This window comes from Stenotrophomonas sp. SbOxS2 (assembly GCF_013416715.1).
Taxonomy (GTDB): domain Bacteria; phylum Pseudomonadota; class Gammaproteobacteria; order Xanthomonadales; family Xanthomonadaceae; genus Stenotrophomonas; species Stenotrophomonas lactitubi.
This window is the reverse complement of the sequence record NZ_JAAVXD010000003.1, coordinates 372,783-395,173: the sequence shown is the minus strand read 5'-3', so window position 1 is coordinate 395,173 and position 22,391 is coordinate 372,783. Positions and strand designations below refer to the sequence as shown.

Here is a 22,391-nt window from a genome sequence, read left to right as displayed (position 1 = left end):
ACGGCCAGCAGCAGAACACGCAGATCACAGTTGCGCCTTCGCGCCGAAAGCACACCAGGCAGCCATGGTCTTGATGCTGGAAAGCAGAAACTTTACGCACCACCGCAGCATTCGCACGACAACACACCATGCAAAGCAGCAATGAACGACCCGCGACACTTCCGCGCCTGCTCCTTGTGGAAGACCAGCTCGATCTGGCCGATCTGATGGAACAGGCCCTGACCGACGAAGGCAATGAGATCGCCCACGCCAACAGTGTCTTCGAGGCATTGGGCATGCTCGACAGTGGCCACTTCGACGGCGCTGTGCTGGACGTGGAACTTCGCGACGGCGTGGTGTTTCCCGTTGCCGATCGGCTTCTGGAGCTCGGCATCCCCTATCTTTTCGCTTCGGCGGTATACGACCAGCTGGTGCCGGTCAGACATCGGCGTGCGCCCTTCCTGGCCAAGCCGTTCCATGTGCAGGGCCTGCAGCGCGCGGTACGTGAAGCGCTCGGCAGGACGCCCCCCTCACCTGCACCGTCGCACTGACCGGCCCGTACCTACGGCTTGAACAACCCGTTGAGCTCGGCACCTGACGGGGTGCCCGGCAGCGCGTCGAATGAACCGCTGGCAAGCATCTGCTCGGACGCCCTGAGAAAACCGGCCCACGCACTGCGGGCCAGCGCACCGCCGACGCTGACCCGGCGCACGCCAAGGCCGGCCGCCTGCTGCAGCGTCATCTGCCCGGGCGAACCGATCAGCAGGTTGACCGGCTTGCCACCGGCGGCATCCACTACGGCGCGGATCTGCGCTGCGCTGCGGATGCCAGGCGCATACAGGCAATCCGCACCCGCCTGCGCATAGGCGCGGATGCGGGCCAACGTGTCGTCCAGATCGGGGCGCCCGACGAAGAAGTTCTCCGCGCGTCCCACCAGCATCACGTCGTGCCCGCTTTCGTCGATGGCACGGCGCGCTGCGCTGAGGCGCGCCACGCTGTCTTCGATGCTGCGCAGTGGATGCTCCGCATCGCCGGTGGAATCCTCGATCGACAGGCCGGCCACGCCGGTGACGATCGCCATCGACACACTCTCGTGCACCGCCTCCGGGCTGCTGCCGAAACCATCTTCAAAGTCGGCGTTCACCGGCAGATCGGTTGCCGCCACCATCGTCCGCAGATGGGCCAGGATCTCGCTGCGCCCCATCGCCCCGTCAGGCTGCCCGTGGGCCCAGGCATGGCCGGAGCTGGTGGTGGCCAGTGCCTGCGCGCCCAGCCGCGCCAGCGCCACCGCGCTGCCCACGTCCCATGGATTGGGCAGCAGGAAGCATCCGGATGCATGCAGCGCCCTGAAGGCAGCGCGGCGGTTCTGGATTGCGTCGGCACTCATCACGGACTCCTGGTTCATACGCCTTCCCAAGCTGCCAACAGGGCAACGGTCACTTGGCAGCGTGCTTCACGGCGCCGCCACCCGGTTCTGCCGTCGTCTGCAACGGCAGCCCCTGCAGCACCGCCTTGTCCACCTTCGCCGCCACGCCAACACTGCGCCCGGCCAGGTTGGCCACCTGGTACTGCACCGCCACGCCCAGCACCTGGGTCGCCTCGGACAACGTCAATCCATAGGCCTGGCGCAGCCACTGCAGCATGCCCGAGGTGGCGATGCGCAGCGCATCATCGCTGGAGCCGCCCTGGCCCAGGGTCATGATCTGCGTGGCCGATTCCACCCGCGGCGTTGCGATCGCATGCTGCTTCAGCAGCTCGACCTTCACCTCCACATCGAGCGACGTCTCCAGCGCCCACTGCGTGGTTTCGCCATCGCCCTGCAACGCATGGCCATCGCCCAGGTACATCAGCGCGCCGGGCTGCTGCACGGGCAGGTAGACCGTATTGCCTTCGACCACGGCGTTGAAATCCATGTTGCCGCCGAAATCGGCGGTATCGCCGGTGGAGAAGGGTGGATAGCCGAAGCCGGGCGCCAGCGCCAGGCCGCCGAGCATCGGCTTCACCGGCACTTCGAAATGCCGCAGGCCACCACTTGCGCCCTGCGGACGGGCGACGCCCCTGCTGCGGTCCAGTTGCCAGCGCACGGGCTTGCCCAGCCCGCTGGCTTCGGCGGCCACCCGCGGTGTCTTCAAGCGTCCCACCAGGCCATCCAGGCTGTCGGCATGGTCGCGGTTGAGCTTCAGCGAAGTGAGCGTGATCGCCAGCGTATCGCCCGGTTCGGCACCGACCACGAAGAACGGCCCGACCTGCGGATTGCCGAACAGCGCACGGGTAATGCCCTTCTCGTCGACGCCGCCGGAATCCAGCGTGCGGGTCTGCACCGAGTCGCCCGGCCAGATCACCAAGACCGGCGCGCGATCGGCGCTGAACGTATTGGAATAGTCGGTCGGCGTGAACACATGGCGCTGCGGTGCGGTCGAGCCCCGCGCCGGTACCTTCCAGGCGCTGAAGGCGTGGACGGCACGCGCATCGCGGTTGTTGGTGTCCGGCTGATCGCTCTGCCCCTGCATCCGTGTACCGTCAATGCGCCCATCGAACTGATAGCGCTGGCCCTGGCTGTCGATGGCGGTGAACACCATCTGCCCGGCGCTGAGGGTGCCGGTGACCGGGTCGGTATCCAGCCGGCCGGCGATACGCCCGTCATGCACGTCCAGATGCAGGGTCTGGTAGTTCCTGTTGCCCCACAGGTCGGTGGCAACGATCCATTGTTCGGCAGCCAGCGCATTCAAAGGCAGCAGTGCCAGCAGCAGTACGGGCAAGCGTGGCGAAATAGACACGGCGCAGGCATCCATGAACGCCGACATGGCGGGTAGGCGCAGTGTAGGAATGCCATGGCAACCTTCGCAGTGTCGAACGTAACGCGGCCCGGCGGTGGCGGCCCGGCATGGGGGATGGTCGGCACGCGCAATTTCCACTATCTATAGGAAGCCTTCCCGCGCCCGTCCACCACGCAACCACGCGGACGAAGGCATTTTTCAAACAATTGTTTTAAACACCACTAATTTCGCCGAACTGGACAGCATCCTCAGCTTCCGCCAGACTGCCGCCCTTTCCCGTCAATCGGATCCCATGGCGAAGCTGCTGGTCCTGCATGGCCCCAACCTCAACCTGCTCGGCACCCGCGAGCCGGAGGTCTACGGCCACACCACGCTGGCCGACATCGACCAGGCGCTGGTCGCCCAGGCCGCTGCCGCAGGCCACGCGCTGGAGAGCCTGCAGTCCAACGCCGAGCACGTGCTGGTGGATCGTGTGCAGGCCGCACGCAACGACGGAACCGCCTTCATCCTGATCAACCCGGCCGCCTTCACCCATACGTCGGTTGCCCTGCGCGATGCGCTGGCGGCGGTGGCCGTGCCGTTCATCGAGATCCACCTGTCCAACCCGCATACCCGCGAGCCCTTCCGCCAGCACAGCTATTTCAGCGACAAGGCGGTTGGCGTGGTGTGTGGCTTCGGCGCCGACAGCTACCGCTATGCGATGGACGCGGCATTGGCACGCGTGCAGGCTGCCGCCGCGTCATGAGCCTGTCGCGCGTCCTCGCCAGCGTTGTGCTGTGGGCCGGCCTGTGCGGCGCTGCCGCCGCGTCCGACCGTGAGGCCGAAGGCATCGACTGTGCGCATCCGACCACCACGATGGAGAGCGACCTGTGCGCCTCGGACGTGGCAGCGGCCGCCGACGTCGAACTCAACGCCGTCTACGCCCAGGCACGCAGGCAGCTGCGCACGCCGGCCAACGGCGGCAACTGCAGCTACTGCGGCAACGCCGAACAGGAACTGGTGCTGGCCCAGCGCGCATGGATGCAGCTGCGCGACCACGACTGCCAGGCGGTGTATGCCCTCAATTCCGACGGCACCGCGCGCAATGGCGCACAGATGCGCTGCCTGATCACCCTCGCGCGCGACCGCACCCGGCAGCTGCGCGACTTCTACGAACTGCTTTGACCCGAGCGCAACGCGCTTCCCACCACACTGACATCAAAGAGCAAAGAGGCCACCATGGATCTCCGCAAAATCAAGAAGCTGATCGACCTGCTGGAAGAGTCGAACCTGGCTGAAATCGAAATCAAGGAAGGCGAAGAGTCGGTGCGCCTGTCGCGCGCTCCGGTGTCTGGCTACGGCATGATGCAGGCCCAGCCGCAGATGATGATGGCCGCCCCGGCCGTCGCCCAGCCGGCCACCCCGGCAATGCCGATGCAGTCGCCGACCGAAGCCTCCACCGGCGGCACCGCCAAGCCGGGCAACGCTCTGCCGGAAGGCCACGTGCTGCGCTCGCCGATGGTCGGCACCTTCTACGCCTCGTCCGCACCGGACAAGCCGGCGTTCGTCAGCATCGGCCAGCAGGTCAAGGCCGGCGAGACCCTGGCCATCATCGAAGCGATGAAGATGTTCAACCCGATCGAAGCCGATGCGTCGGGCACCATCGTCGCCATCCTCGGCGAGAACGGCCAGCCGGTGGAATTCGACCAGCCGCTGTTCGTGATCGGCTAAGGGGCGGCTGCCATGCTCGACAAAGTCGTCATCGCCAACCGAGGGGAAATCGCGCTGCGCATCCTGCGCGCGTGCAACACCCTGGGCATCCGCACGGTGGCCGTGCACTCCACGGTCGACCGCAACCTCAAGCACGTGGCCATGGCCGATGAATCGGTCTGCATCGGTCCGGCGCCGTCGGCGGAAAGCTACCTCAACATTCCGGCGTTGATCGCCGCGGCCGAGGTCACCGACGCCCAGGCCATCCACCCGGGGTATGGCTTCCTGTCCGAGAACGCCAACTTCGCCGAGCGCGTGGAAGAGTCCGGCTTCATCTTCATCGGCCCGAAGGCAGACACCATCCGCCTGATGGGCGACAAGGTCGAAGCAATCCGCGCCATGAAGTCCGCCGGCGTACCGTGCGTGCCCGGCTCGGGCGGCCCGCTGGGCGATGACATCGTCGCCAACACCAAGATCGCCCGTGAGATCGGCTACCCGGTCATCATCAAGGCGGCCGGCGGCGGCGGTGGCCGCGGCATGCGCGTGGTGCATGCCGAAGCCTCGCTGAAGACCTCCATCGAGACCACCAAGAGCGAGGCCAAGGCCGCGTTCGGCAATGGCGAGGTCTACATGGAGAAGTTCCTGGAGAATCCCCGCCACGTGGAGATCCAGGTACTGGCCGACGGCCAGGGCAATGCCATCCATCTCGGCGAGCGCGACTGCTCGATGCAGCGCCGTCACCAGAAGGTGGTCGAGGAAGCACCGGCACCGGGCATCACCACCGAGCAGCGCGAGCAGATCGGCAAGGTGTGCGTGGAAGCCTGCATCCGTATCGGTTACCGCGGCGCCGGCACCTTCGAGTTCCTGTACGAAGACGGCCGTTTCTACTTCATCGAGATGAACACCCGCATCCAGGTGGAGCATCCGGTCACCGAGATGGTCACCGGCATCGACCTGGTCGCCGAACAGCTGAAGATCGCTGCCGGCCAGAAGCTGTCGATCAAGCAGAGCGACGTGGTGCTGAGCGGTCATGCGATCGAGTGCCGCATCAACGCCGAAGACGCCGAGACCTTCGTGCCGAGCCCGGGCACCATCACCGGCTTCCACGCACCGGGTGGCCCCGGCGTGCGCGTCGATACCCACATCTACAGTGGCTACCGCGTGCCGTCGAACTACGACTCGATGATCGGCAAGCTGATCGTGCACGGCCCGGACCGCGAGACCGCCATCGCCCGCATGCGGGTGGCGCTGAGCGAGATGGTGGTCGATGGCATCAAGACCAACATCGCCCTGCAGCAGCGCATCATGCGTGACAAGGGCTTCCAGGCCGGTGGCCAGAACATCCACTATCTGGAAAAGCGCCTTGCCGAGCGCAAGAGCAAGCCGATCGCGTTGACCTGATCGGCTGCGGTTATTGCTGCACACGAAAAGGGCGGGGATTTCCCTGCCCTTTTCTGTTTACCGTCCGGTAGCGCGCCGGGCCATGCCCGGCGCTACCTTCAACGCTTGTCGGCAACTTCCGCAGGAATCTGCGAGTTCGCCAAAGGACGCACGCCGTTCGGCGAGGTCGGATCGACGATCACCATGGTCTCGCTGGAGCCATCCGGCCACACCACCTGGAAGGTGCTGCCAGCCGGCAACGACGAGAACGGCACGCCACTCTGCGCGCGGTAAACGGCGGCAACCTGGCTGGCGCCTGCACGGCGCACGTCTTCCTGTGTCTTCACCGAGGTCAGTTCCACCTTCGACAGACGCCGGTAGCGGTCCTCGTAGGTGTCGATCATCAGCAGGCCTACCGCACCTGCCGAATACGCCACAAACAACACCACCCAGAACCAGAACTTGGCCCCATGCAGGAATCGACGGTAATTCATCGTCCGTCCCTCGTTCCAATCAATCGCTTGATCCATTCCTTCATTTTCCCCGCACCTTGCCGCGAAACCGCGGCGTCATACACAAAATCACGGAAGTCCTGCGTTCCATCCGGCGAACAGATCCCTCCATTCGCACAAAAGCTGTTGACCAGCACGCTGTCGGCTCCACAGGGAAGACCGAGTTCGCAGGCCGCAACCCGCCATGCCAGTTCACTGAGCTGTTCTCCGGCGACCATGCCGACGAGCGCCTTGTCGCCGGCCGCGCGCAACCCCATGCCCGGCGCGATCGCCATATAGGCTTCCGGATCGCGCGAGGTACGTACGCGCTCGACCAGGTCACGACGGTACTGCTCGTTGTCGTGCAGCGGCTCACCTTCGGCAAACAGTGCCGCTTCGGCAGCGAGGTTGCCCTGCTGGGCCGCACGACGCCGCTCGCCGAGCACCAGCGCCGGCCCCAGCTTGTCGCCGGGCACGAAGCCACCGCAGCGCTGCGCCACCCGCTCGCGCGCCTCCACCATCTCCGGTGCAGCACTCAGGCCAAGGCCGGACAGCACGTTGTTGTCCAAGCGGTAGCCACCCGGATCAACGGCGTACTGCGCGCAGTAGTCGTAGACCCGGCTGAGCATCCAGCGCGCCTCGTGGTTGCCCTGGTCGGCCTGCACACGCAGGCGCTGCGCGTAGGCGTACAGATCGGTGGCACCTTCGATGTCGGCGCGGATGTCCAGCGGCAGGCCCGAAGGCAGCGCGGTGCCACGTTCAAAAGCGGCGAGGCGGCGTGCCAGGGCTTCCGGCATCACCGGTGCCAGCGTCCCCTGCGTATCGCCGGCCTGGGCAGCCAGCGGCACATCGACGTGCGCGACCATGTCCCGGCTGTGGCCATTGGCCCGATAACCGGCCACGCCCAGCACGGCCACGGCCGGCAGGACGAGCAACCAGGTTTTCAGGGTCGGGGCGAAAGCCATCGGCAACGGTCGGTGGTACGGCGCACAGGAAAGCGCCGAGTTTAGCAAGGCCCGTCAGGCCTGTCTGAATCGGCTTCGTTCATCTCAAGGCATACGGAGACGCCCTGATGGTCTAGCATGGCCCCCTTTCCCGCGATTGCCCTCACCGCCATGCCGTTTCTGGAACTGACCCTGCGTTGCACCGAAGCCACCCAGCCCCGCTATGAGAATGCGCTGGAGGACGTCGGCGCGCTGGCGGTGACCCTGCTTGATGCCCAAGCCGACACCAGCAACGAGCAGGCCATCCTGGAACCCGGCGTGGGTGAGACTCCGCTGTGGGACACCCTCGTGCTCAGCGCGCTGTTCCCGGCCGACAGCAACGCCCTGCTGCTGCTGGCCGCGCTGGAAGCGTTCGACCCGGAGCTGGACTGGAGCAGCGGCAGCTTCCGCGCCGTGGAAGACCAGGACTGGGAGCGCGCGTGGCTGGACCAGTTCCAGCCGATGGACTTCGGCAGCCGCACCTGGATCGTGCCGTGGAACCATGAGCTGCCGGAGGCCGCGCAGGCTGCCGACGCCGCCATCGTGCGCCTCGACCCGGGCCTGGCGTTCGGCTCGGGCACCCACCCGACCACCGCGCTGTGCCTGCGCTGGCTGGACCAGTTGGCCGTTGATGGCCAGCTGCGGGGCCAGCGCGTACTCGACTTCGGCTGTGGCTCGGGCATTCTCGCCCTGGCCGCGTTGAAGCTTGGTGCCGCCCAGGCCATCGGCGTGGACAACGACCCGCAGGCGCTGATCGCCACCGCCGACAATGCCGAACGCAATGGCGAACAGGCACGCATGCAGGTGTACCTGCCGCAGGACGAGCCGGTTGCCACCTATCCGATCGTGGTCGCCAACATCCTGGCCTCCGCGCTGGATGCACTGGCCGAACTGCTGGCCGCCCGTGTCGCCACCGGTGGTCGCATTGCCCTGTCGGGCATCCTGCATGGCCAGGAAGACGAACTGCTGCAGCGCTATGCGGCGTGGTTCGACGACCTGCAGGCCACCCAGGATGGCGACTGGATGCGTATCACCGGCGTACGCCGCGCCTGATCGTGGTTGAATGACCGCTGGATCCGAGCCCGCGCCCTGAGCATGTCCGAGCCGAACCCACCGCGCCGTCCCCTGGCCACGTTCCTGCGCACCGCGCAGGAACGCGATGCCACGCCTGAAGCCACCGGACCGCGCGAACCGGTGGCGACCGATGCAGCGCCGGTGATCGACGACATCGACCCGGCAACGGACATCGTGGCGGCAACAGAAGCAGAATCGCTGGTTGCCGATGATCCAATAATCGAACCGGCCTTCACTGCCACACCCGGCATCGTTGCCACCGTCGCCGATGCGCCCAGCTTCCTCGGCGCGCGCCCACGGGCGCAGCCAACCCCTCGCTGGCATTGGCTGCTGGTGGCCGCATTGGCGCTGCTGCTGTTGCTGCAGAGCGTGCTTGCCGATCGTGCACGGCTGGCCGCCGATGCCGGCACCCGGCCGTGGATCGGCGCGCTGTGCAACGTGCTGCGCTGCACGCTGCCCGCCTGGCGCGAGCCCGCTGCGTTCACCATGACCAGCCGTGAAATCCGCCCGTTGCCGGCCCAGGCGGGCGTCCTGCAGATCCAGGCCAGCATCCGCAACGACGCGCGCTGGCCGCAGGCATGGCCGGATCTGCGCCTGTCGCTGTCCGATGCCGATGGTCGCGTGATCGGCACTGGCGTGTTCACACCGGCGCAGTACCTCGGTGAAAACCCCGGGGCGGCCCCGCTTGAACCGGGTCAAAGCGCGCGCATCGCCTTCCGCGTGCAGGAGCCTGCCGCATCCACGGTCGCATTCACCTTCGAGTTCCTTTGACCTTGGTCGGACCGTCCGGCCGTGGCAGGTCGGGCACGCTCGCGCTAGACTGACCGCCATCACCTCATCCGGTCCGGCGCCCCGCGTGCATGGACCAACCAGATCGGGAACCCCCTTGAACGCTGTCCTTTCTCGTCCTGACAACAGTCGTGGCGCTGCCCGGCCACCGCTGCGCGAACACGTGGCCCAGTCCGTGCGCCGTTACCTGCGCGACCTCGATGGATGCGATGCGGACGATGTCTACGAGATCGTGCTGCGCGAGATGGAGATTCCACTGTTCGTGGAAGTGCTCAACCACTGCGAAGGCAACCAGAGCCGCGCGGCCGCGATGCTGGGCATCCACCGCGCCACCCTGCGCAAGAAGCTGAAGGAATACGGCATCAGCGCGTAAGCGCAGCACGCCGGGCATGGCCCGGCGCTACCGATTCCGGGTCCGCCTGGTTCCAGTAGATCCACGCCATGCGTGGATAGCCCTCCCGCCGGATCAGCCGCCGCCGCCCGCCTTCCAGTAATACCGCACCACGTGGAAGAACACCGGCGCGGCGAAGCACACTGAATCCAGCCGATCGAGCATGCCGCCATGGCCCTCGATCATGTTGCCCCAGTCCTTGATGCCGCGGTCGCGCTTGATCGCCGACATCACCAGGCCGCCCCAGAACCCCATCAGGTTGATCAGCAGCGACAGGCCGAACGCCTGCAGCGGCGTGAACGGGGTGATCCACCAGAGCGCGGCACCCAGCGCGCTGGCACAGAGCACGCCGCCGACGAAGCCCTCCACCGTCTTCGACGGCGACAGCTTCGGCGCGATCAGGTGCTTGCCCAGCAGCTTGCCCCAGATGTACTGCAGCACGTCCGACGACTGCACCACGATCACCAGGAAGGCGAACAGCAGCACGTTGCGCGCCGGATCGTAGCCCGGCACACGCAGGTTCAGCAGCAGCGGCACGTGCGAGATGCAGAACACGCAGATCATCAGGCCCCACTGCACCTTCGACGTGCGCTCCAGGTAGTGGGTGGTATCACCGCCGATGGTGGCCAGGATCGGCAGGAACAGGAACGCATATACCGGAATCAACAGCGTGTACATGCCATACCAGTCGATCCACACCAGGTAGTACTGCCACGGCAGCACGATGTAGAACGCGGCCAGCAAGGCGTAGTAATCGCCTGATCGTGTCGGTGCCAGGGTGATGAACTCACGCAGTGCGAACAGCGAGATGATCGCGAACAGCACGATCACGCCGGCGCGTCCGAAGAACAGCGCCAGCCCCACCACGATGGCCATTACCCACCACGCGCGGATACGCGAGACCAGGTTGGCGATCACCGCGCTGGGCTTGCCGCGCTGGCGCCAGCGCAGGGTTTCTGACACCAGCGTGGCCAGCACCAGCACCGCACCCACACCGGCGAACAGCAGGCCGGTCTGCTGACCCACACTGCGTGCGGCCAGATCACCGGACATATCGATCATGAAGCTCATGCGCGGCCTCCGTTGGGGGCCAGGGCCAGCAGCGCCTGCCGGCTGCGCGCCAGGAACGCGGCCTTGTCCTCATCGGCCTGCAGCCGCAGCGGCGTACCGAACGTCGCCGTGCACAGCAGCGGCAGCGGCAGGAAACGCCCCTTCGGCATCACCCGCTTGAGGTTGTCGATCCACACCGGCACGAACTCCAGCTCCGGGCGTTGCCGGGCCAGGTGGTAGATGCCGCTCTTGAACGGCAGCAGCGGCTCGTCACCGATGTTGCGCGTGCCTTCCGGAAACAGGATCAACGAACAGCCCTCATCCACCGCATCACGCAGCACCTGCAGAGGATCCTGATGGCGGTTGCCCGCCTCACGTTCCACCAGCACGCCATTGAACACTGCGTCGATCAGATAGCGACGCAGACCATCGCGCTGCCAGTACTCGGCGGCGGCGACCGGCCGCACCTGGCGCCGCAGTGCCGGCGGCATCGACGACCAGATCAGCACGAAATCACCATGGCTGGCATGGTTGCCGTAGTAGACGCGGTGCTCGCTGGACGGCGCGCAGCCGACCCACAGCGCGCGTGCGCCGGTCACTACATGGATGGCCGCACTGCAGGCGCGGGCGATCAGTTCAGCGAACATCGGCGTCTCCGGTCAGGTCTGCGGCCACAGCACGGCCAGCAGCAGGGCAGCGAACTGCAGCAGCGTGGCGGCGTACTGGCGCATCAGCAGGCGACGCATGCCGATCCAGCGTCCGTCCCAGCCACGCGTCGGCGCCTGTGCGTCCAGCCTGCGCAGGCCGGCCGTATGCAGTGCCTGGTCCACCCGTTGTGCCGCGTCTTCGCCCTGCAGGCCCTCCTGCTGCAGCAAGCGCAACAGGCTGGCATCCAACTGCACCCGCACCGCGTAATACGCCTGCACAACGCCTGCAACCAGGCTCAACAGCAATAGGCCCGCGGCGAACATCGCCAGGCCCGGCTCGATACCCAGCAGCAACAGCGCCACCAGCAGCAGTCCCAGCGACAACGCGGCAGGCAAACGTCCCTGTCGCAGCAGCAGATGCATCATCGGCAGATCGGGCACAGCGCTCATGCAGCGGTCTCCTGCGCGGCAGCGGCCGCGATCACCTGTAGATGAACGTCATACAGCACGATGCTCGGCCGCGCGGTGCGTACCATCGCCACCGCTTCGGCCACATCGCGCGCACGGCCGCTGCGCAGCAACCAGGTCGCCACGCTGGCCGCGCTGCGCGAATAGCCCAGTGCACAGCAGACCAGCACGGGGCCATGATCGCGCAGGCGTTCGATGGCGTCCGCCGCGGCACGCAGCTGCGCCGCCGATGGCACCACCAGGTCCAGCATCGGCACGCTGGCATACGCTGCCCCTGGCGCACGACAGGAAAGCTCGGCACAGGTGTCGACCACGCCCACCAAGGGCACGGGCAGTGCAGCACTGGGCAGGCGACCCAGCCAGACCGCGTCGATGACCGGCACGGGCTGCGGCGCGCGGCGCGTCCACAACCGCGAGTTGATCCACGCCGCACCCAGGTACGGTGCCAGCAGCCAGCGCGCGGCCATCGTCAACCGGCCATCGGCGCGCTTCTGGAACACCGCCGTGCCCAGCCCGGCATAGGCCAACGACACCAGCAGCAACGACACCATCGGCCACAGCAGCCACAACGCGGTGCCGCGCAACATCACCACCGGCACCAGCAGCAGGCCGGCACCGAGTGCATACACCGCCGCCAGCCGCCAACGTTTCGGGTCGCCCGTGGCCTGCCACGCACGCAGCGGCGGCGTGCCCTGCTCCGGCCACAGCCACACGCACAGCCAGCCGGCCAGCAGCCCGGTGGGAATGTCGATGAAGTGGTGCTGGAACGTGGTCAGCACCGAAATGCCGATCAGCAGCGCCCATACGTGCAGCAGCAGCCGCCAGGCCCCGTGCAGGTACTGCGCGAACTTCACCCACAGCACGATCAGCAGCACGATGTGCAGCGACGGCGCCTGGTTGAAGGGCTTGTCGAAGCCCAACAGCACATCGAACAACCAGCCGAACACACCGCCGATTTCCGGCCGTTCGAAGCTGAAGCGCAAGGGCCACAGCAGGAAGCACGCCACCGCGATCACCTGCGCACTGAGCAGTCGCAGCGCGTGCCGGTCCAGCTCCAACCGGCGCCGGCACAGGAAGAACGAGATCGCATAGAACAGGTCGATCGACCAGTACGGCACGATCGTCCACGGCACGAACGGAATCCGTGCTTCCCAGGCGAACGCCATCACCGGCAGTTCGGCGTGGCGGCCGGCCATCCAGTTGGCGAAGCCATAGCTGGCGAAGAAGAACGGACCCAGCAGGGCCAGCCACAGCAGGGCGCGCCGCCACGGGCGCGCCTCGCTGGGTGATGCGGTTGCCACCAGCGTCGCCATCACGCGATCCGGCGTGCCAGCGATACGGTGAAGATGCCGAAGTCATCGATACGCTGGGCCACCTTCTGGAAGCCGGCCAGGCGCACCAGTTCGTCCATCTCGTGCTGGGTACGGCGGCGCATCACCCATGCCGCGCCACCACGGTGGCTGGTCAATGCACGCGCGATGAACTCCAGCTGCGGATGCCACGGCTGCCCGGTATAGGCCAGGTAACCGCCCACCGGCACCGTCGCGGCGATGCCCTGCAGCGAACGCAGTACTGCATCGTTGTCCGGGAACAGTTCGTACAGGCCGGACACCACCGCCAGCGTCGGCGCCGGGTCCACTGCCGCCAGCTGCGCCGGATCGAACGCATCGCCCTGTTCGAAGCGGGCGATGTCGGCCGCGCCAAGGCGCTCGATCAAGGCCTTGCCCTGGGTCACGTTCAGATCGCTGAAATCGCGCAGCACGATGCGGTCGGCACGCTGCTCGCCCTGGCCGAGTGCTTCCAGCACGTAACGTCCATGGCCGGCAGCCACGTCCAGCACGCGCACCGGTGCGCCCTGCCCGCGCAGTCGCTGGGCGGCATCGCGCAGCAGCTCCTGCAGGTGCTTGCCGCGCACGCGGATGCCGCGCCAACCGATCGCATCCAGATAGTTGCGGTCGACCATCCGGCCCAGCGGGCCCTTGCCCCGCGCCTCATCACGGTAGATGTAGTCCAGCGTGCTGCCCGAGTCGAAACCGGTCTGCAGGCCCAGCGCGATGCCTTCGGACAGCGTGCCACCGAAGCGCAGGCCACCGCGCACCACGCGCCAGCGCAGGTCGGCCAGGCTGTTGCGCTCCGGCGGCCACGACAGGATCTCCGATTCTTCGAAGGTCGGGCCGTGCCGATGCGCATCGCGCCGCGACAGTTCCTGCAGCGGTTCGGCAAAACGCGCCTGGATGAAGCTGCGGACGCGAGCCAGCGCCGGTGCACGATCGCGCTCGCCCAGGGTGTCGTGGAAGAAGCCCGGCAGGTGCACGCGCTCCTTGATCGGGCTGGACAGGCGTTCGTAGAAACGGTCCTGCGGGCCGCGATGCACCACGAAGTCCGAACCGGACACCAGCAACTGCACCGGCACGCTGATCGCCTGCGCGTCGGCCACGATGCGGTCGGCGGCTTCGTACAGGCCCAGCAGTACGCGCACCGAGATCGGCCGGGTGATCAGCGGGTCGGTGCGGTAGCTTTCCACCCGTGCCGGGTCGTGGGTCAGCCACTGCGGCTTGACGTAGCTGTTGACGAAGAAGTTGCCGCGCAGCTTCTGCATCAGCGCCAGCCCAGCGCGTGCGAACGGCACGTACAGCTTCACCTTGAAGGCGGGCGAGGCCATCACCAGCGCGCGCAACCGCGGCGCGTAATCGTGCACCCAGGTGGCGGCAACCACTGCGCCCACGCTTTGTGCGATGACCACGATGTCCTCCACCGCGATGCCATGCTCGGCACCGATGTGGGCGATGAAGCTGTCCAGGTCGCGTACCAGCGCCGGGAAGCCCGGTGCGTCGCCGCGCGTGCCGGGCGAGCGGCCGTTGCCGCGTGCATCCCATGCAAAGAAAGCCGTGTCGGGCAGGTCCAGTTCGTCGACCAGATGGGTGACCCGGCCAGAGTGTTCATGGCCGCGATGCAGCAGCACGATGGCCTTGGCCGGCGTGGTTGCCGTGGTGCTCGGCCAGTACCGGTAGAACAGCGGTACCTGGTCGAAGCTGTGGAATTCCCGTTCCTGCGCCTGACGCATGCAATCTCCGTATTGATAGGGCGTGTAGTCTTGTTGTGATTACCGCTGCGGTGTCGCTGCGGCTTCCTTCAATCCCTGGCGTACGCGGTTGACCATCGTCACCCCGCACAACACCGCCATCGCAGCGGCCACGCCACTGACCGTCATCGCACCGCCCCAGCCAAACGCCAGCAGCAGGCCCAGCACGCCAATCACGAACGCGCGGTCGCTCTTGCCCATCGGGCCGTCATAGCGGCGGCTCGCTCCGACCATCAAACCCAGTACGCCGGCGTACTCGCTCAGCGCGGCGGCCCAGGCCAGCAGCCACAGTGCCTCCGCACGCACGCCCGGTACGCTGAGCAGGCTCAGGTACAGCGCCGCGTCGGCGATCACATCGCACAACTCGTTCAGATAGGCGCCCAGCCGCGACTGCTGGCCGAACTCGCGGGCCAGCATGCCGTCAACCGCGTTGAGGGCCATGCGCAGCAGCATCCACAGCGGCAGCGCCAGATACAGCAGCGGCTGGGCGGGGGCGCAGTACCACACGGCGGCAGCCACCAGCAGCGAGACCACGGCCGCAGCCACGGTCACCGCGTTGGCGGTGACGCCCATGCGGTACAGGCCGCGTACGGCCGGACGCAGCAGGTCCTGGAAACGTCCTTTCAATGCATAGATCGACACGATCTGAACCCGCTAATCCTTGGCAGTGCGGGCACAGCCTACCTGATTGCGACAGCGCCACGTATCGAATTGCTCCCAATGCCGGTCCATGCGGGCGCTGCCGAGCGGACCGCGACGGGGGACTGCACCGGCCAATTTCCCCCACCAGCGCCCGCCACCGGCCCCCACCGCCTACAATATCGGCCCCGCTCCGCTGCCGATTGCCCTGTCCCCATGACTGCTGATCTGTTGCCCGTCCGTCGGGCCCTCCTCTCCGTTTCCGACAAGACCGGCCTGGTCGAGCTGGCCACCGCGCTGGCTGCACGCGGCGTGGAGCTGCTGTCCACCGGCGGTACCGCCAAGGCGATCCGCGATGCCTGCTTGGCCGTGAAGGACGTTGCCGAGGTCACCGGCTTCCCGGAAATGATGGATGGCCGGGTCAAGACCCTGCATCCAATGGTGCACGGCGGCCTGCTGGGCCGTTCCGGCCTGGACGACGCGGTGATGGCCGAGCACGGCATCGGCGCCATCGATCTGCTGGTGCTGAACCTGTATCCGTTCGAAGCGGTCACCGCCAAGGCCGACTGCACCCTGGCCGATGCGGTGGAGAACATCGACATCGGTGGCCCGGCGATGCTGCGCTCGGCGGCCAAGAACTTCGCCCGCGTGGCCGTGGCTACCGACCCGTCGCAGTACGCCGAACTGCTGGCCTCGCTCGACGCCAACGACGGCCAGCTGTCGGCCGGCACCCGTTTCGCGTTCTCGGTAGCGGCGTTCAACCGCGTCGCCCAGTACGACGCGGCGATCAGCAACTACCTGTCGGCGGTCACCGCCACCGACGCTGCCGTGCCGGCGCGTGCCGAGTACCCGGCGCAGATGAATTCCACCTTCGTGAAGGTGATGGACCTGCGCTACGGCGAGAACCCGCACCAGAGCGGCGCGTTCTACCGCGACCTGCGTCCGGTGCCGGGCACGCTGGCCACCTTCCAGCAGCTGCAGGGCAAGGAACTGAGCTACAACAACCTGGCCGATGCCGATGCGGCATGGGAATGCGTGCGTCAGTTCGATGCGCCGGCCTGTGTCATCGTCAAGCATGCAAACCCGTGTGGCGTGGCCGTTGGTGCCGGCAATGGCGATGCCTACGAGCTGGCCTACGCCACCGACCCGACCAGCGCCTTCGGCGGCATCATCGCCTTCAACAAGCCGCTCGACGCTGCTACCGCGCAGGTGATCCTCGACCGCCAGTTCGTGGAAGTGCTGATCGCCCCGGATTACGAACCGGCCGCGCTGGAATACGCGCAGAAGAAGGCCAACGTGCGCGTGCTGCGCATCCCGCACGGCGATGGCCTGAACAACTTCGACAACAAGCGCGTGGGCTCCGGCCTGCTGCTGCAGTCCTCGGACAACCGCGGCATGACCCGCGACGAACTGAAGGTGGTCAGCAAGCTGGCGCCGACCGACAAGCAGTTCACCGACCTGCTGTTCGCCTGGAAGGTCGCCAAGTTCGTGAAGTCCAACGCGATTGTCTATGCCAAGGACAACCGCACCATCGGTGTCGGTGCCGGCCAGATGAGCCGCGTGTACTCCGCGCGCATCGCCGGCATCAAGGCGGCCGATGCGAACCTGGTGGTGGAGGGCTCGGTGATGGCCTCCGATGCATTCTTCCCGTTCCGCGATGGCATCGACGCTGCAGCCGCGGCCGGCATCAAGGCGGTGATCCAGCCGGGCGGCTCGATGCGCGATGCCGAAGTCATCGCCGCCGCCGACGAGCACGGCCTGGCCATGGTGTTCACCGGCGTCCGCCACTTCCGTCACTGATTACTGGAGCGACACGGATGTCTGCAGTCTCTTTGAAACCGCTCGCCGTGCTCGCCTTCGTTGGCACGGCGCTGCTGGCCGGCTGCAAGCCGGCCGCCGAACCCACAGCTGCCCCGCAGGCAGAACCTGCAAAGGCGGCCACCGCCGAGCCCACTGCCCATATCAGCCGCACCGCGCGGCTGCAGGCGTTCCTGACCGGGCGCTACGGCAAGGACGCCAAGCTCTCAGGTGAGTGGCGCGGCACCTGGACCCAGGAAGGCGAAACCCGTCCCGTGGACTGGCAGGTCTGCGCCGAGCAGCCGGTGGTGACCGGCGACAGCTGGCAGCAGCTGCTGGCAGTGTGCGGTGCGCTGGCCGATGGCGCGCACATCGACCCGGGAACCATCGACTTCTTCGTGCTGCATCCCAAGGGCGAAGGCTTCGAAGTCGTGAGCGAACTGACCGGCGAGCGCTTCGGCAGTGGCGGTCAGCCCGGCAGCGCCAGCATCATCCGCGCTGGCAGCGATTTCTACGGCTTCCGCGTCGAAGATGGCTGGTTCGGCCAGGGCTTCTCGCTGCTCTCGCAGTCACTGATCCTGCCGGGGCCAAAGGGACTGGTCGCCACCGGCAACGTGCGCAGCCATATCGACAACGACGCCCAGTACGAATGCGAGAACGTCGACGCGGCCGCCGACCCCGACACTGCCGAGGACTGCCGCACCCGTCGCTTCAGCATCGACTTCGCGCTGCGTTTCGACGACAGCGACCGCAGCGCGCGCGTCTGGCCGCTGCTGATCGAGGAAACCGGCAGCACCTGCGGTGGCAAGCAGGTACGGCAGGAACATCGCTTCACTCTGGACCCGAAGTCCTGGACCTACTCCTTCCCCGAATCACTACGACGCGAAGGCTGCGAATGACGCACACGCGCCGCCGGGGACCTGGAACTTTCCTTCCCACGCAATCTGGAATCTCGTGATGAACGTACTTGTCATCGGCTCTGGCGGCCGCGAACACGCCCTGGCATGGAAGCTGGCCCAGTCCTCCCGTGTCACTGAAGTGCTCGTGGCGCCCGGCAATGCCGGCACCGCCAACGAAGACAAGTGCCGCAACGTGGCGGTGAAGGTCACCGACATCGATGGCCTGCTCGCCCTGGCCCAGGCCGAAGGCGTGGCGCTGACCGTGGTCGGCCCGGAAGTGCCGCTGGTGGCCGGCGTGGTCGACCGCTTCCGCGCCGCCGGCCTGCGCATCTTCGGGCCGACGGCTGCCGCCGCGCAGCTGGAAGGCAGCAAGGCCTACGCCAAGGACTTCCTGGCCCGCCACAACATCCCCACCGCGTTCTATTCGGTGCACACCGAGGTGGACGCGGCACTGGCCTACCTGCGCGAGAAGGGCGCACCGATCGTGGTCAAGGCCGACGGCCTGGCCGCCGGCAAGGGCGTGATCGTGGCGATGACCCTGGCCGAGGCTGAAGACGCAGTGCGCGACATGCTCTCGGGCAACGCCTTCGGCGATGCCGGCGCGCGCGTGGTGATCGAGGAATTCCTTGACGGCGAGGAGGCCAGCTTCATTTCGATGGTCGACGGCGTGCATGCATTGCCGATGGCCACCTCGCAGGATCACAAGCGCGTCGGCGACGGCGACACCGGCCCGAACACCGGCGGCATGGGTGCGTACTCGCCGGCCCCGGTGGTCACGCCCGAGGTGCATGCACGGGTGATGCGCGAGGTGGTCAACCCGACCGTGCAGGGCATGATTGCCGACGGCATTCCGTTCACCGGCTTCCTCTACGCGGGCCTGATGATCGATGCCAGCGGCGCGCCGAAGGTGATCGAGTTCAACGTGCGTTTCGGCGACCCCGAAACCCAGCCGGTGATGCTGCGCCTGCAGTCGGACCTGGTGGAGCTGCTGGAAGCGGCGATCGATGGCCGCCTGGACCAGGTCGACGCGCAGTGGGATCCGCGCCCGTCGCTGGGCGTAGTGTTGGCCGCGAAGCCGTACCCGGAATCGCCGATCACCGGTGAGGTGATATCCGGCCTGGATGAGGTGCCGGCAACGGCCAAGGTGTTCCATGCAGGTACGACGCTGGATGCGCAGGGCCAGGTGCTCAGCGCCGGCGGCCGCGTGCTGTGCGTGGCTGCACTGGGTGACAGCGTGCGCGATGCGCAGGCGAACGCCTATGCCGGCGTGGCAAAGGTGAGCTGGGCCAATGAGTTCCACCGCAATGACATTGGTTGGCGCGCGATCGCACGCGAGGGTTGAGGTCCACGCGGCATCGGGACATCCACGCATGGCGTGGATCTACTCGATCTTGCCGCATCCACACATGGGGTGGATCTACGCTGCGATTCGTTCATGCAGGGTGTGCCCCGTAGTAGATCCACGCCATGCGTGGATGAAAGCCCCACAAACAGAAAAGGCCCGGCAATGCCGGGCCTTTTCGTCACTCAAACGCCTCGCCACCTTACGCGGTAAACAGCGCCTTCATCTTCTTCAACGCGTTCGCTTCAACCTGGCGGATACGCTCGGCGGACACGCCGTACTCGTCCGCCAGTTCCTGCAGCGTCACCTTGCTATCCGCATCAAGCCAGCGGCGGCGGATGATGTCGCGCGAACGCGCATCCAGTTCCGCCAGGCCTTCGCGCAGCAGCTGCATCTGGTTGTCTTCGCTGTCCTCGCGCTCGTAGGCCATCGACGGGTCCTCGTCATTGGCCACCAGATACGCAGCCGGCGACGGCGGCGCGTGGTCGTTGTCTTCATCAGTCGGCGCATCGAAACCGATATCGCGGCCGGACAGGCGCGATTCCATTTCCAGCACTTCGCGCTCGGACACGTTCAGGTCCTTGGCCACCGCGCTGACTTCGGCAGCGTTCATCCAGCCCAGGCGCTTCTTCGACTTGCGCAGGTTGAAGAACAGCTTGCGCTGCGCCTTGGTCGTGGCGACCTTGACGATGCGCCAGTTCTTCAGGATGAACTCGTGCATCTCGGCACGGATCCAATGCACGGCGAAGGACACCAGGCGCACGCCCATGTCGGGGTCGAAGCGCTTGACCGCCTTCATCAGGCCGATGTTGCCTTCCTGGATCAGGTCGCCCAGCGCAAGGCCGTAGCCGTTGTAGCCGCGGGCCACGTGCACCACGAAGCGCAGGTGCGAATGCACCAGCTCACGGGCAGCGTCCAGATCATTGCCGTCGCGGAAGCGACGGGCCAGGTCCTGTTCGTTATCGACCGACAGCACCGGGATCTGGTGCACGGCACCGATATAGGCGTCCAGCGAACCGAGCGCACTGGGAATCGGCAGATTGTTTGCCACAAGGGCAGTAGAGGTGTTCTGGCTCATAGGCACCCATCTTAGCAGTCAGGGAATTGGACTGCTAAAGGAGGAAAAAGTTCCAGCATCCCACTGATGAAACACTGGTCCCAAACAGAGCCCTACCGTAACGCGATTTGATGACAGTGGCGAGCGCGCTTTTCGGGATACACAATCCCTTGTAATTCAATCCCCTGGCCCGGAAAACACGGCCATTCCGGGTCAAAGGGAGCTGAACGGGCGGCGGTTTCGCCCCTCAATCACCGGGCCGCGTTGCCCGCCGTTCAGCCCGAAGTCGCCAGCGAGGCCCGCGGCGGCAGCGACCAGTCGATCGGGGCCTGCCCACGGCGCTGCAGGTACTCGTTGGCCATCGAAAAATGACGGCAGCCAAGGAAGCCACGGTGGGCCGACAGCGGCGAGGGATGCGGCGATTTCAGCACGCGGTGGCGACCGCCATCAATCACCTTGCCCTTCTGCTGTGCGTAGGCGCCCCAGAGCATGAACACCAGGCCCTCGCGCTCGCGGTTGAGCACGTCCACCACGTGGTCGGTGAAGCCTTCCCAGCCGCGCCCCTGGTGGGCGCCGGCCTTGCCCTCTTCCACCGTCAGCACGGCGTTGAGCAGCAGCACGCCGCGCTGTGCCCAGGGAATCAGGCAGCCGTGGTCGGGGCGCGGGATGGCGAGGTCACCCTCGATTTCCTTGTAGATGTTCAACAGCGACGGCGGCACCGGCACGCCCGGCTGCACCGAGAAACTCAGGCCGTGGGCCTGGCCGCGGCCGTGGTACGGGTCCTGGCCGAGGATGACCACTTTCACCTGATCGAACGGGGTGGCATCGAACGCGGCGAAGATCTGCGGGCCGGGCGGAAACACCGCCGCGCCGCTGGCCTTGCGCTGCCGCAGGAAGCTGGACAGCTCGCGCATCTGCGGCTGCAGCAGGTAATCGCCCACACGCTGTTTCCAGCTCGGTTCCAGCTGGATCGCCGGGGTGTCCACTACTTCATAGATCATCGCAACACGTCATCGCAACAGGGGTCCATCATTCAACCGGGCCAGCCGCAGCTGGAACAGCACCTTGGTGATCAACAGGCGCTCTTCGATCGGCTTCAGCACCAGATCGTTGGCGCCAGCCTGCAGCAGGCCGGTCTGGTTGTGCGGATTGCCATCGCCGGTCATCACCAGCACCGGCAGGCGGCGCTTGCCGTAGCCGAAGTCCACGCGCACGCGCTGCACCACGTCACGGCCGCTCAGCTCTCCCTTCAGGGTCACATCGGTCAGCACCAGATCGATGCGATGGCGGCTGCGCCCCAGCGATTCGGCGGTCAGCAGGGTGAACGCTTCTTCGGCGCTGACCACATGCATCACGTTGAGCTGCTGGCGCTCGAGCATGCGCTTGGTCGCCTCGGCCACCACCCGGCTGTCCTCGATATAGAGGATGGTCGCGCCGGGAATGGTCTGCGGCTGCACGTAGCCGCGCACGAACGTCGCCAGGGCCTCGTGGCCCAGCGATTTGTCGAAGTAGTCGGTGACGTACTCGGTGAAACGGCGCTGCTCCAGGTGCTGCTGGGCATCGCCGGAGACCACGATCACCGGCACATAGGCCTGCCCGGCGGCTTCACGCACCGTCCGGGCCAGCGCCAGCCCGTCGCCATCGCGCAGGGTCAGCGAGGTGGTCACCAGATCGACCGGGCCCTGCGCCAGCGCATGCTGGGCGTCTTCGATGCTGTCGCAGCCGATCACCTCCACGCCCGGCAGATCGCGCTGCAGGACGTCGGCGATCAGCTTGCGCACCAGCTTGGAACCGTCAACCACCATCACCCGCGTCGCGGGCCCTTCAAGGTGCTTCAGCGCTTGCGGTTGCATGCCG

At 66.6% G+C, this 22,391-nt stretch carries 24 protein-coding genes; 11 read left to right on the top strand and 13 right to left on the bottom strand.

Features of this window, described 5'->3' with window-relative positions; genetic code table 11:
* Nucleotides 1–128: 128 nt before the first annotated feature.
* Nucleotides 129–530 (top strand): response regulator, encoded by a 402-nt coding sequence (locus tag HFK18_RS06970; protein ID WP_180165311.1) that lies wholly within the window; start codon nucleotides 129–131, stop codon nucleotides 528–530.
* A gap of 11 nt (nucleotides 531–541) precedes the next feature.
* On the opposite strand, the gene HFK18_RS06965 is transcribed toward HFK18_RS06970, so the two are convergent.
* Together HFK18_RS06965 and HFK18_RS22060 are read right to left on the bottom strand one after the other, a co-directional pair.
* Complete coding sequence (locus HFK18_RS06965; protein ID WP_343202953.1) at nucleotides 542–1,369, bottom strand: isocitrate lyase/phosphoenolpyruvate mutase family protein; 828 nt, start codon at nucleotides 1,367–1,369, stop codon at nucleotides 542–544.
* 46 nt (nucleotides 1,370–1,415) lie between these two features.
* Entirely contained in the window at nucleotides 1,416–2,756 is a 1,341-nt protein-coding gene (locus tag HFK18_RS22060; RefSeq protein WP_218946576.1) for an acetamidase/formamidase family protein, read from the bottom strand.
* 292 nt (nucleotides 2,757–3,048) lie between these two features.
* Between HFK18_RS22060 and aroQ the strand changes: the two genes are divergently transcribed.
* From aroQ to accC, 4 genes are read left to right on the top strand one after another with little or no spacing between them, the layout of a single operon-like run.
* Nucleotides 3,049–3,501, top strand: coding sequence for a type II 3-dehydroquinate dehydratase (aroQ, locus tag HFK18_RS06955; protein WP_100462212.1), 453 nt, complete (start codon nucleotides 3,049–3,051; stop codon nucleotides 3,499–3,501).
* Nucleotides 3,498–3,920 carry a lysozyme inhibitor LprI family protein gene (locus tag HFK18_RS06950; RefSeq protein WP_180165305.1) on the top strand — a complete coding sequence of 141 codons (423 nt, stop codon included), beginning with the start codon at nucleotides 3,498–3,500 and terminating at the stop codon, nucleotides 3,918–3,920. The genes aroQ and HFK18_RS06950 overlap by 4 nt, the downstream gene beginning before the upstream one ends.
* Nucleotides 3,921–3,974: 54 nt before the next feature.
* On the top strand, nucleotides 3,975–4,466 hold the full coding sequence (gene accB / locus HFK18_RS06945) for an acetyl-CoA carboxylase biotin carboxyl carrier protein (protein ID WP_180165303.1): 492 nt from the start codon (nucleotides 3,975–3,977) through the stop codon (nucleotides 4,464–4,466).
* A gap of 12 nt (nucleotides 4,467–4,478) precedes the next feature.
* Nucleotides 4,479–5,846, top strand: coding sequence for an acetyl-CoA carboxylase biotin carboxylase subunit (accC, locus tag HFK18_RS06940; RefSeq protein ID WP_099820474.1), 1,368 nt, complete (start codon nucleotides 4,479–4,481; stop codon nucleotides 5,844–5,846).
* A 98-nt stretch (nucleotides 5,847–5,944) separates the two neighbouring features.
* Here the strand turns inward: accC and HFK18_RS06935 are convergent, their stop codons facing one another.
* Together HFK18_RS06935 and HFK18_RS06930 are read right to left on the bottom strand one after the other, a co-directional pair.
* Nucleotides 5,945–6,319 carry a hypothetical protein gene (locus HFK18_RS06935; RefSeq protein WP_100462209.1) on the bottom strand — a complete coding sequence of 125 codons (375 nt, stop codon included), beginning with the start codon at nucleotides 6,317–6,319 and terminating at the stop codon, nucleotides 5,945–5,947.
* On the bottom strand, nucleotides 6,316–7,281 hold the full coding sequence (locus HFK18_RS06930; protein ID WP_180165301.1) for a hypothetical protein: 966 nt from the start codon (nucleotides 7,279–7,281) through the stop codon (nucleotides 6,316–6,318). Before HFK18_RS06930 ends, HFK18_RS06935 begins: the two co-directional genes overlap by 4 nt.
* A gap of 150 nt (nucleotides 7,282–7,431) precedes the next feature.
* On the opposite strand from HFK18_RS06930, the gene prmA reads away from it, so the two are divergent.
* The 3 genes from prmA (at nucleotide 7,432) to fis (ending at nucleotide 9,535) form a co-directional block, all read left to right on the top strand.
* A complete protein-coding gene (gene prmA, locus HFK18_RS06925) occupies nucleotides 7,432–8,352 on the top strand; it encodes a 50S ribosomal protein L11 methyltransferase (RefSeq protein ID WP_180165630.1) in 921 nt (306 codons plus the stop codon).
* 42 nt (nucleotides 8,353–8,394) lie between these two features.
* Nucleotides 8,395–9,144: a DUF3426 domain-containing protein gene (locus HFK18_RS06920; RefSeq protein ID WP_180165300.1), complete on the top strand. Its 750-nt coding sequence runs from the start codon at nucleotides 8,395–8,397 to the stop codon at nucleotides 9,142–9,144.
* Nucleotides 9,145–9,259: 115 nt separating this feature from the next.
* A complete protein-coding gene (gene fis / locus HFK18_RS06915; RefSeq protein WP_006397198.1) occupies nucleotides 9,260–9,535 on the top strand; it encodes a DNA-binding transcriptional regulator Fis in 276 nt (91 codons plus the stop codon).
* Nucleotides 9,536–9,628: 93 nt separating this feature from the next.
* On the opposite strand, the gene HFK18_RS06910 is transcribed toward fis, so the two are convergent.
* Genes HFK18_RS06910 through HFK18_RS06885 form a run of 6 tightly spaced genes read right to left on the bottom strand, consistent with a single transcriptional unit; the run spans nucleotide 9,629 to nucleotide 15,442 of the window.
* On the bottom strand, nucleotides 9,629–10,624 hold the full coding sequence (locus HFK18_RS06910; protein WP_100553783.1) for a phosphatidate cytidylyltransferase: 996 nt from the start codon (nucleotides 10,622–10,624) through the stop codon (nucleotides 9,629–9,631).
* A complete protein-coding gene (locus HFK18_RS06905; RefSeq protein ID WP_025878621.1) occupies nucleotides 10,621–11,250 on the bottom strand; it encodes a lysophospholipid acyltransferase family protein in 630 nt (209 codons plus the stop codon). The genes HFK18_RS06910 and HFK18_RS06905 overlap by 4 nt, the downstream gene beginning before the upstream one ends.
* 12 nt (nucleotides 11,251–11,262) lie before the next feature.
* The gene (locus HFK18_RS06900) at nucleotides 11,263–11,700 is read right to left on the bottom strand and encodes a hypothetical protein (protein WP_180165298.1); all 438 of its coding nucleotides are present in this window, start codon (nucleotides 11,698–11,700) and stop codon (nucleotides 11,263–11,265) included.
* Entirely contained in the window at nucleotides 11,697–13,031 is a 1,335-nt protein-coding gene (locus HFK18_RS06895; protein ID WP_180165296.1) for a phosphatase PAP2/dual specificity phosphatase family protein, read from the bottom strand. The genes HFK18_RS06900 and HFK18_RS06895 overlap by 4 nt, the downstream gene beginning before the upstream one ends.
* Entirely contained in the window at nucleotides 13,031–14,782 is a 1,752-nt protein-coding gene (locus HFK18_RS06890; RefSeq protein WP_180165294.1) for a bifunctional alpha/beta hydrolase/class I SAM-dependent methyltransferase, read from the bottom strand. Before HFK18_RS06890 ends, HFK18_RS06895 begins: the two co-directional genes overlap by 1 nt.
* 39 nt (nucleotides 14,783–14,821) lie before the next feature.
* Nucleotides 14,822–15,442 carry a CDP-alcohol phosphatidyltransferase family protein gene (locus HFK18_RS06885; RefSeq protein WP_180165292.1) on the bottom strand — a complete coding sequence of 207 codons (621 nt, stop codon included), beginning with the start codon at nucleotides 15,440–15,442 and terminating at the stop codon, nucleotides 14,822–14,824.
* 213 nt (nucleotides 15,443–15,655) lie between these two features.
* On the opposite strand from HFK18_RS06885, the gene purH reads away from it, so the two are divergent.
* From purH to purD, 3 genes are read left to right on the top strand one after another with little or no spacing between them, the layout of a single operon-like run.
* Entirely contained in the window at nucleotides 15,656–17,239 is a 1,584-nt protein-coding gene (purH, locus tag HFK18_RS06880; protein WP_180165290.1) for a bifunctional phosphoribosylaminoimidazolecarboxamide formyltransferase/IMP cyclohydrolase, read from the top strand.
* Nucleotides 17,240–17,256: 17 nt separating this feature from the next.
* Nucleotides 17,257–18,135: a hypothetical protein gene (locus tag HFK18_RS06875; RefSeq protein WP_180165288.1), complete on the top strand. Its 879-nt coding sequence runs from the start codon at nucleotides 17,257–17,259 to the stop codon at nucleotides 18,133–18,135.
* A 58-nt stretch (nucleotides 18,136–18,193) separates the two neighbouring features.
* Entirely contained in the window at nucleotides 18,194–19,477 is a 1,284-nt protein-coding gene (gene purD / locus HFK18_RS06870; protein WP_180165286.1) for a phosphoribosylamine--glycine ligase, read from the top strand.
* Nucleotides 19,478–19,679: 202 nt separating this feature from the next.
* On the opposite strand, the gene rpoH is transcribed toward purD, so the two are convergent.
* The 3 genes from rpoH to HFK18_RS06855 all read right to left on the bottom strand — a co-directional run bounded on the left by rpoH (nucleotide 19,680) and on the right by HFK18_RS06855 (nucleotide 22,387).
* Nucleotides 19,680–20,555, bottom strand: coding sequence for an RNA polymerase sigma factor RpoH (gene rpoH, locus HFK18_RS06865; protein ID WP_025878613.1), 876 nt, complete (start codon nucleotides 20,553–20,555; stop codon nucleotides 19,680–19,682).
* Between the two features lie 254 nt (nucleotides 20,556–20,809).
* Complete coding sequence (gene ung, locus HFK18_RS06860) at nucleotides 20,810–21,535, bottom strand: uracil-DNA glycosylase (RefSeq protein ID WP_180165284.1); 726 nt, start codon at nucleotides 21,533–21,535, stop codon at nucleotides 20,810–20,812.
* Nucleotides 21,536–21,544: 9 nt separating this feature from the next.
* Nucleotides 21,545–22,387 (bottom strand): response regulator, encoded by an 843-nt coding sequence (locus HFK18_RS06855; protein WP_100553793.1) that lies wholly within the window; start codon nucleotides 22,385–22,387, stop codon nucleotides 21,545–21,547.
* Nucleotides 22,388–22,391 lie beyond the last annotated feature (4 nt).

Coding starts and splice junctions, on each gene's coding strand:
- rpoH (WP_025878613.1), bottom strand. CDS start 20,555: ATGAGCCAGAACACCTCTACTGCCCTTGTGGCAAACAATCTGCCGATT.
- HFK18_RS06930 (WP_180165301.1), bottom strand. CDS start 7,281: ATGGCTTTCGCCCCGACCCTGAAAACCTGGTTGCTCGTCCTGCCGGCC.
- HFK18_RS06875 (WP_180165288.1), top strand. CDS start 17,257: ATGTCTGCAGTCTCTTTGAAACCGCTCGCCGTGCTCGCCTTCGTTGGC.
- HFK18_RS06895 (WP_180165296.1), bottom strand. CDS start 13,031: ATGGCGACGCTGGTGGCAACCGCATCACCCAGCGAGGCGCGCCCGTGG.
- purD (WP_180165286.1), top strand. CDS start 18,194: ATGAACGTACTTGTCATCGGCTCTGGCGGCCGCGAACACGCCCTGGCA.
- HFK18_RS06910 (WP_100553783.1), bottom strand. CDS start 10,624: ATGAGCTTCATGATCGATATGTCCGGTGATCTGGCCGCACGCAGTGTG.
- HFK18_RS06900 (WP_180165298.1), bottom strand. CDS start 11,700: ATGAGCGCTGTGCCCGATCTGCCGATGATGCATCTGCTGCTGCGACAG.
- HFK18_RS06855 (WP_100553793.1), bottom strand. CDS start 22,387: ATGCAACCGCAAGCGCTGAAGCACCTTGAAGGGCCCGCGACGCGGGTG.
- purH (WP_180165290.1), top strand. CDS start 15,656: ATGACTGCTGATCTGTTGCCCGTCCGTCGGGCCCTCCTCTCCGTTTCC.
- HFK18_RS06935 (WP_100462209.1), bottom strand. CDS start 6,319: ATGAATTACCGTCGATTCCTGCATGGGGCCAAGTTCTGGTTCTGGGTG.
- accC (WP_099820474.1), top strand. CDS start 4,479: ATGCTCGACAAAGTCGTCATCGCCAACCGAGGGGAAATCGCGCTGCGC.
- aroQ (WP_100462212.1), top strand. CDS start 3,049: ATGGCGAAGCTGCTGGTCCTGCATGGCCCCAACCTCAACCTGCTCGGC.
- HFK18_RS06970 (WP_180165311.1), top strand. CDS start 129: ATGCAAAGCAGCAATGAACGACCCGCGACACTTCCGCGCCTGCTCCTT.
- prmA (WP_180165630.1), top strand. CDS start 7,432: ATGCCGTTTCTGGAACTGACCCTGCGTTGCACCGAAGCCACCCAGCCC.
- ung (WP_180165284.1), bottom strand. CDS start 21,535: ATGATCTATGAAGTAGTGGACACCCCGGCGATCCAGCTGGAACCGAGC.
- HFK18_RS06950 (WP_180165305.1), top strand. CDS start 3,498: ATGAGCCTGTCGCGCGTCCTCGCCAGCGTTGTGCTGTGGGCCGGCCTG.
- HFK18_RS06920 (WP_180165300.1), top strand. CDS start 8,395: ATGTCCGAGCCGAACCCACCGCGCCGTCCCCTGGCCACGTTCCTGCGC.
- HFK18_RS06890 (WP_180165294.1), bottom strand. CDS start 14,782: ATGCGTCAGGCGCAGGAACGGGAATTCCACAGCTTCGACCAGGTACCG.
- accB (WP_180165303.1), top strand. CDS start 3,975: ATGGATCTCCGCAAAATCAAGAAGCTGATCGACCTGCTGGAAGAGTCG.
- HFK18_RS06905 (WP_025878621.1), bottom strand. CDS start 11,250: ATGTTCGCTGAACTGATCGCCCGCGCCTGCAGTGCGGCCATCCATGTA.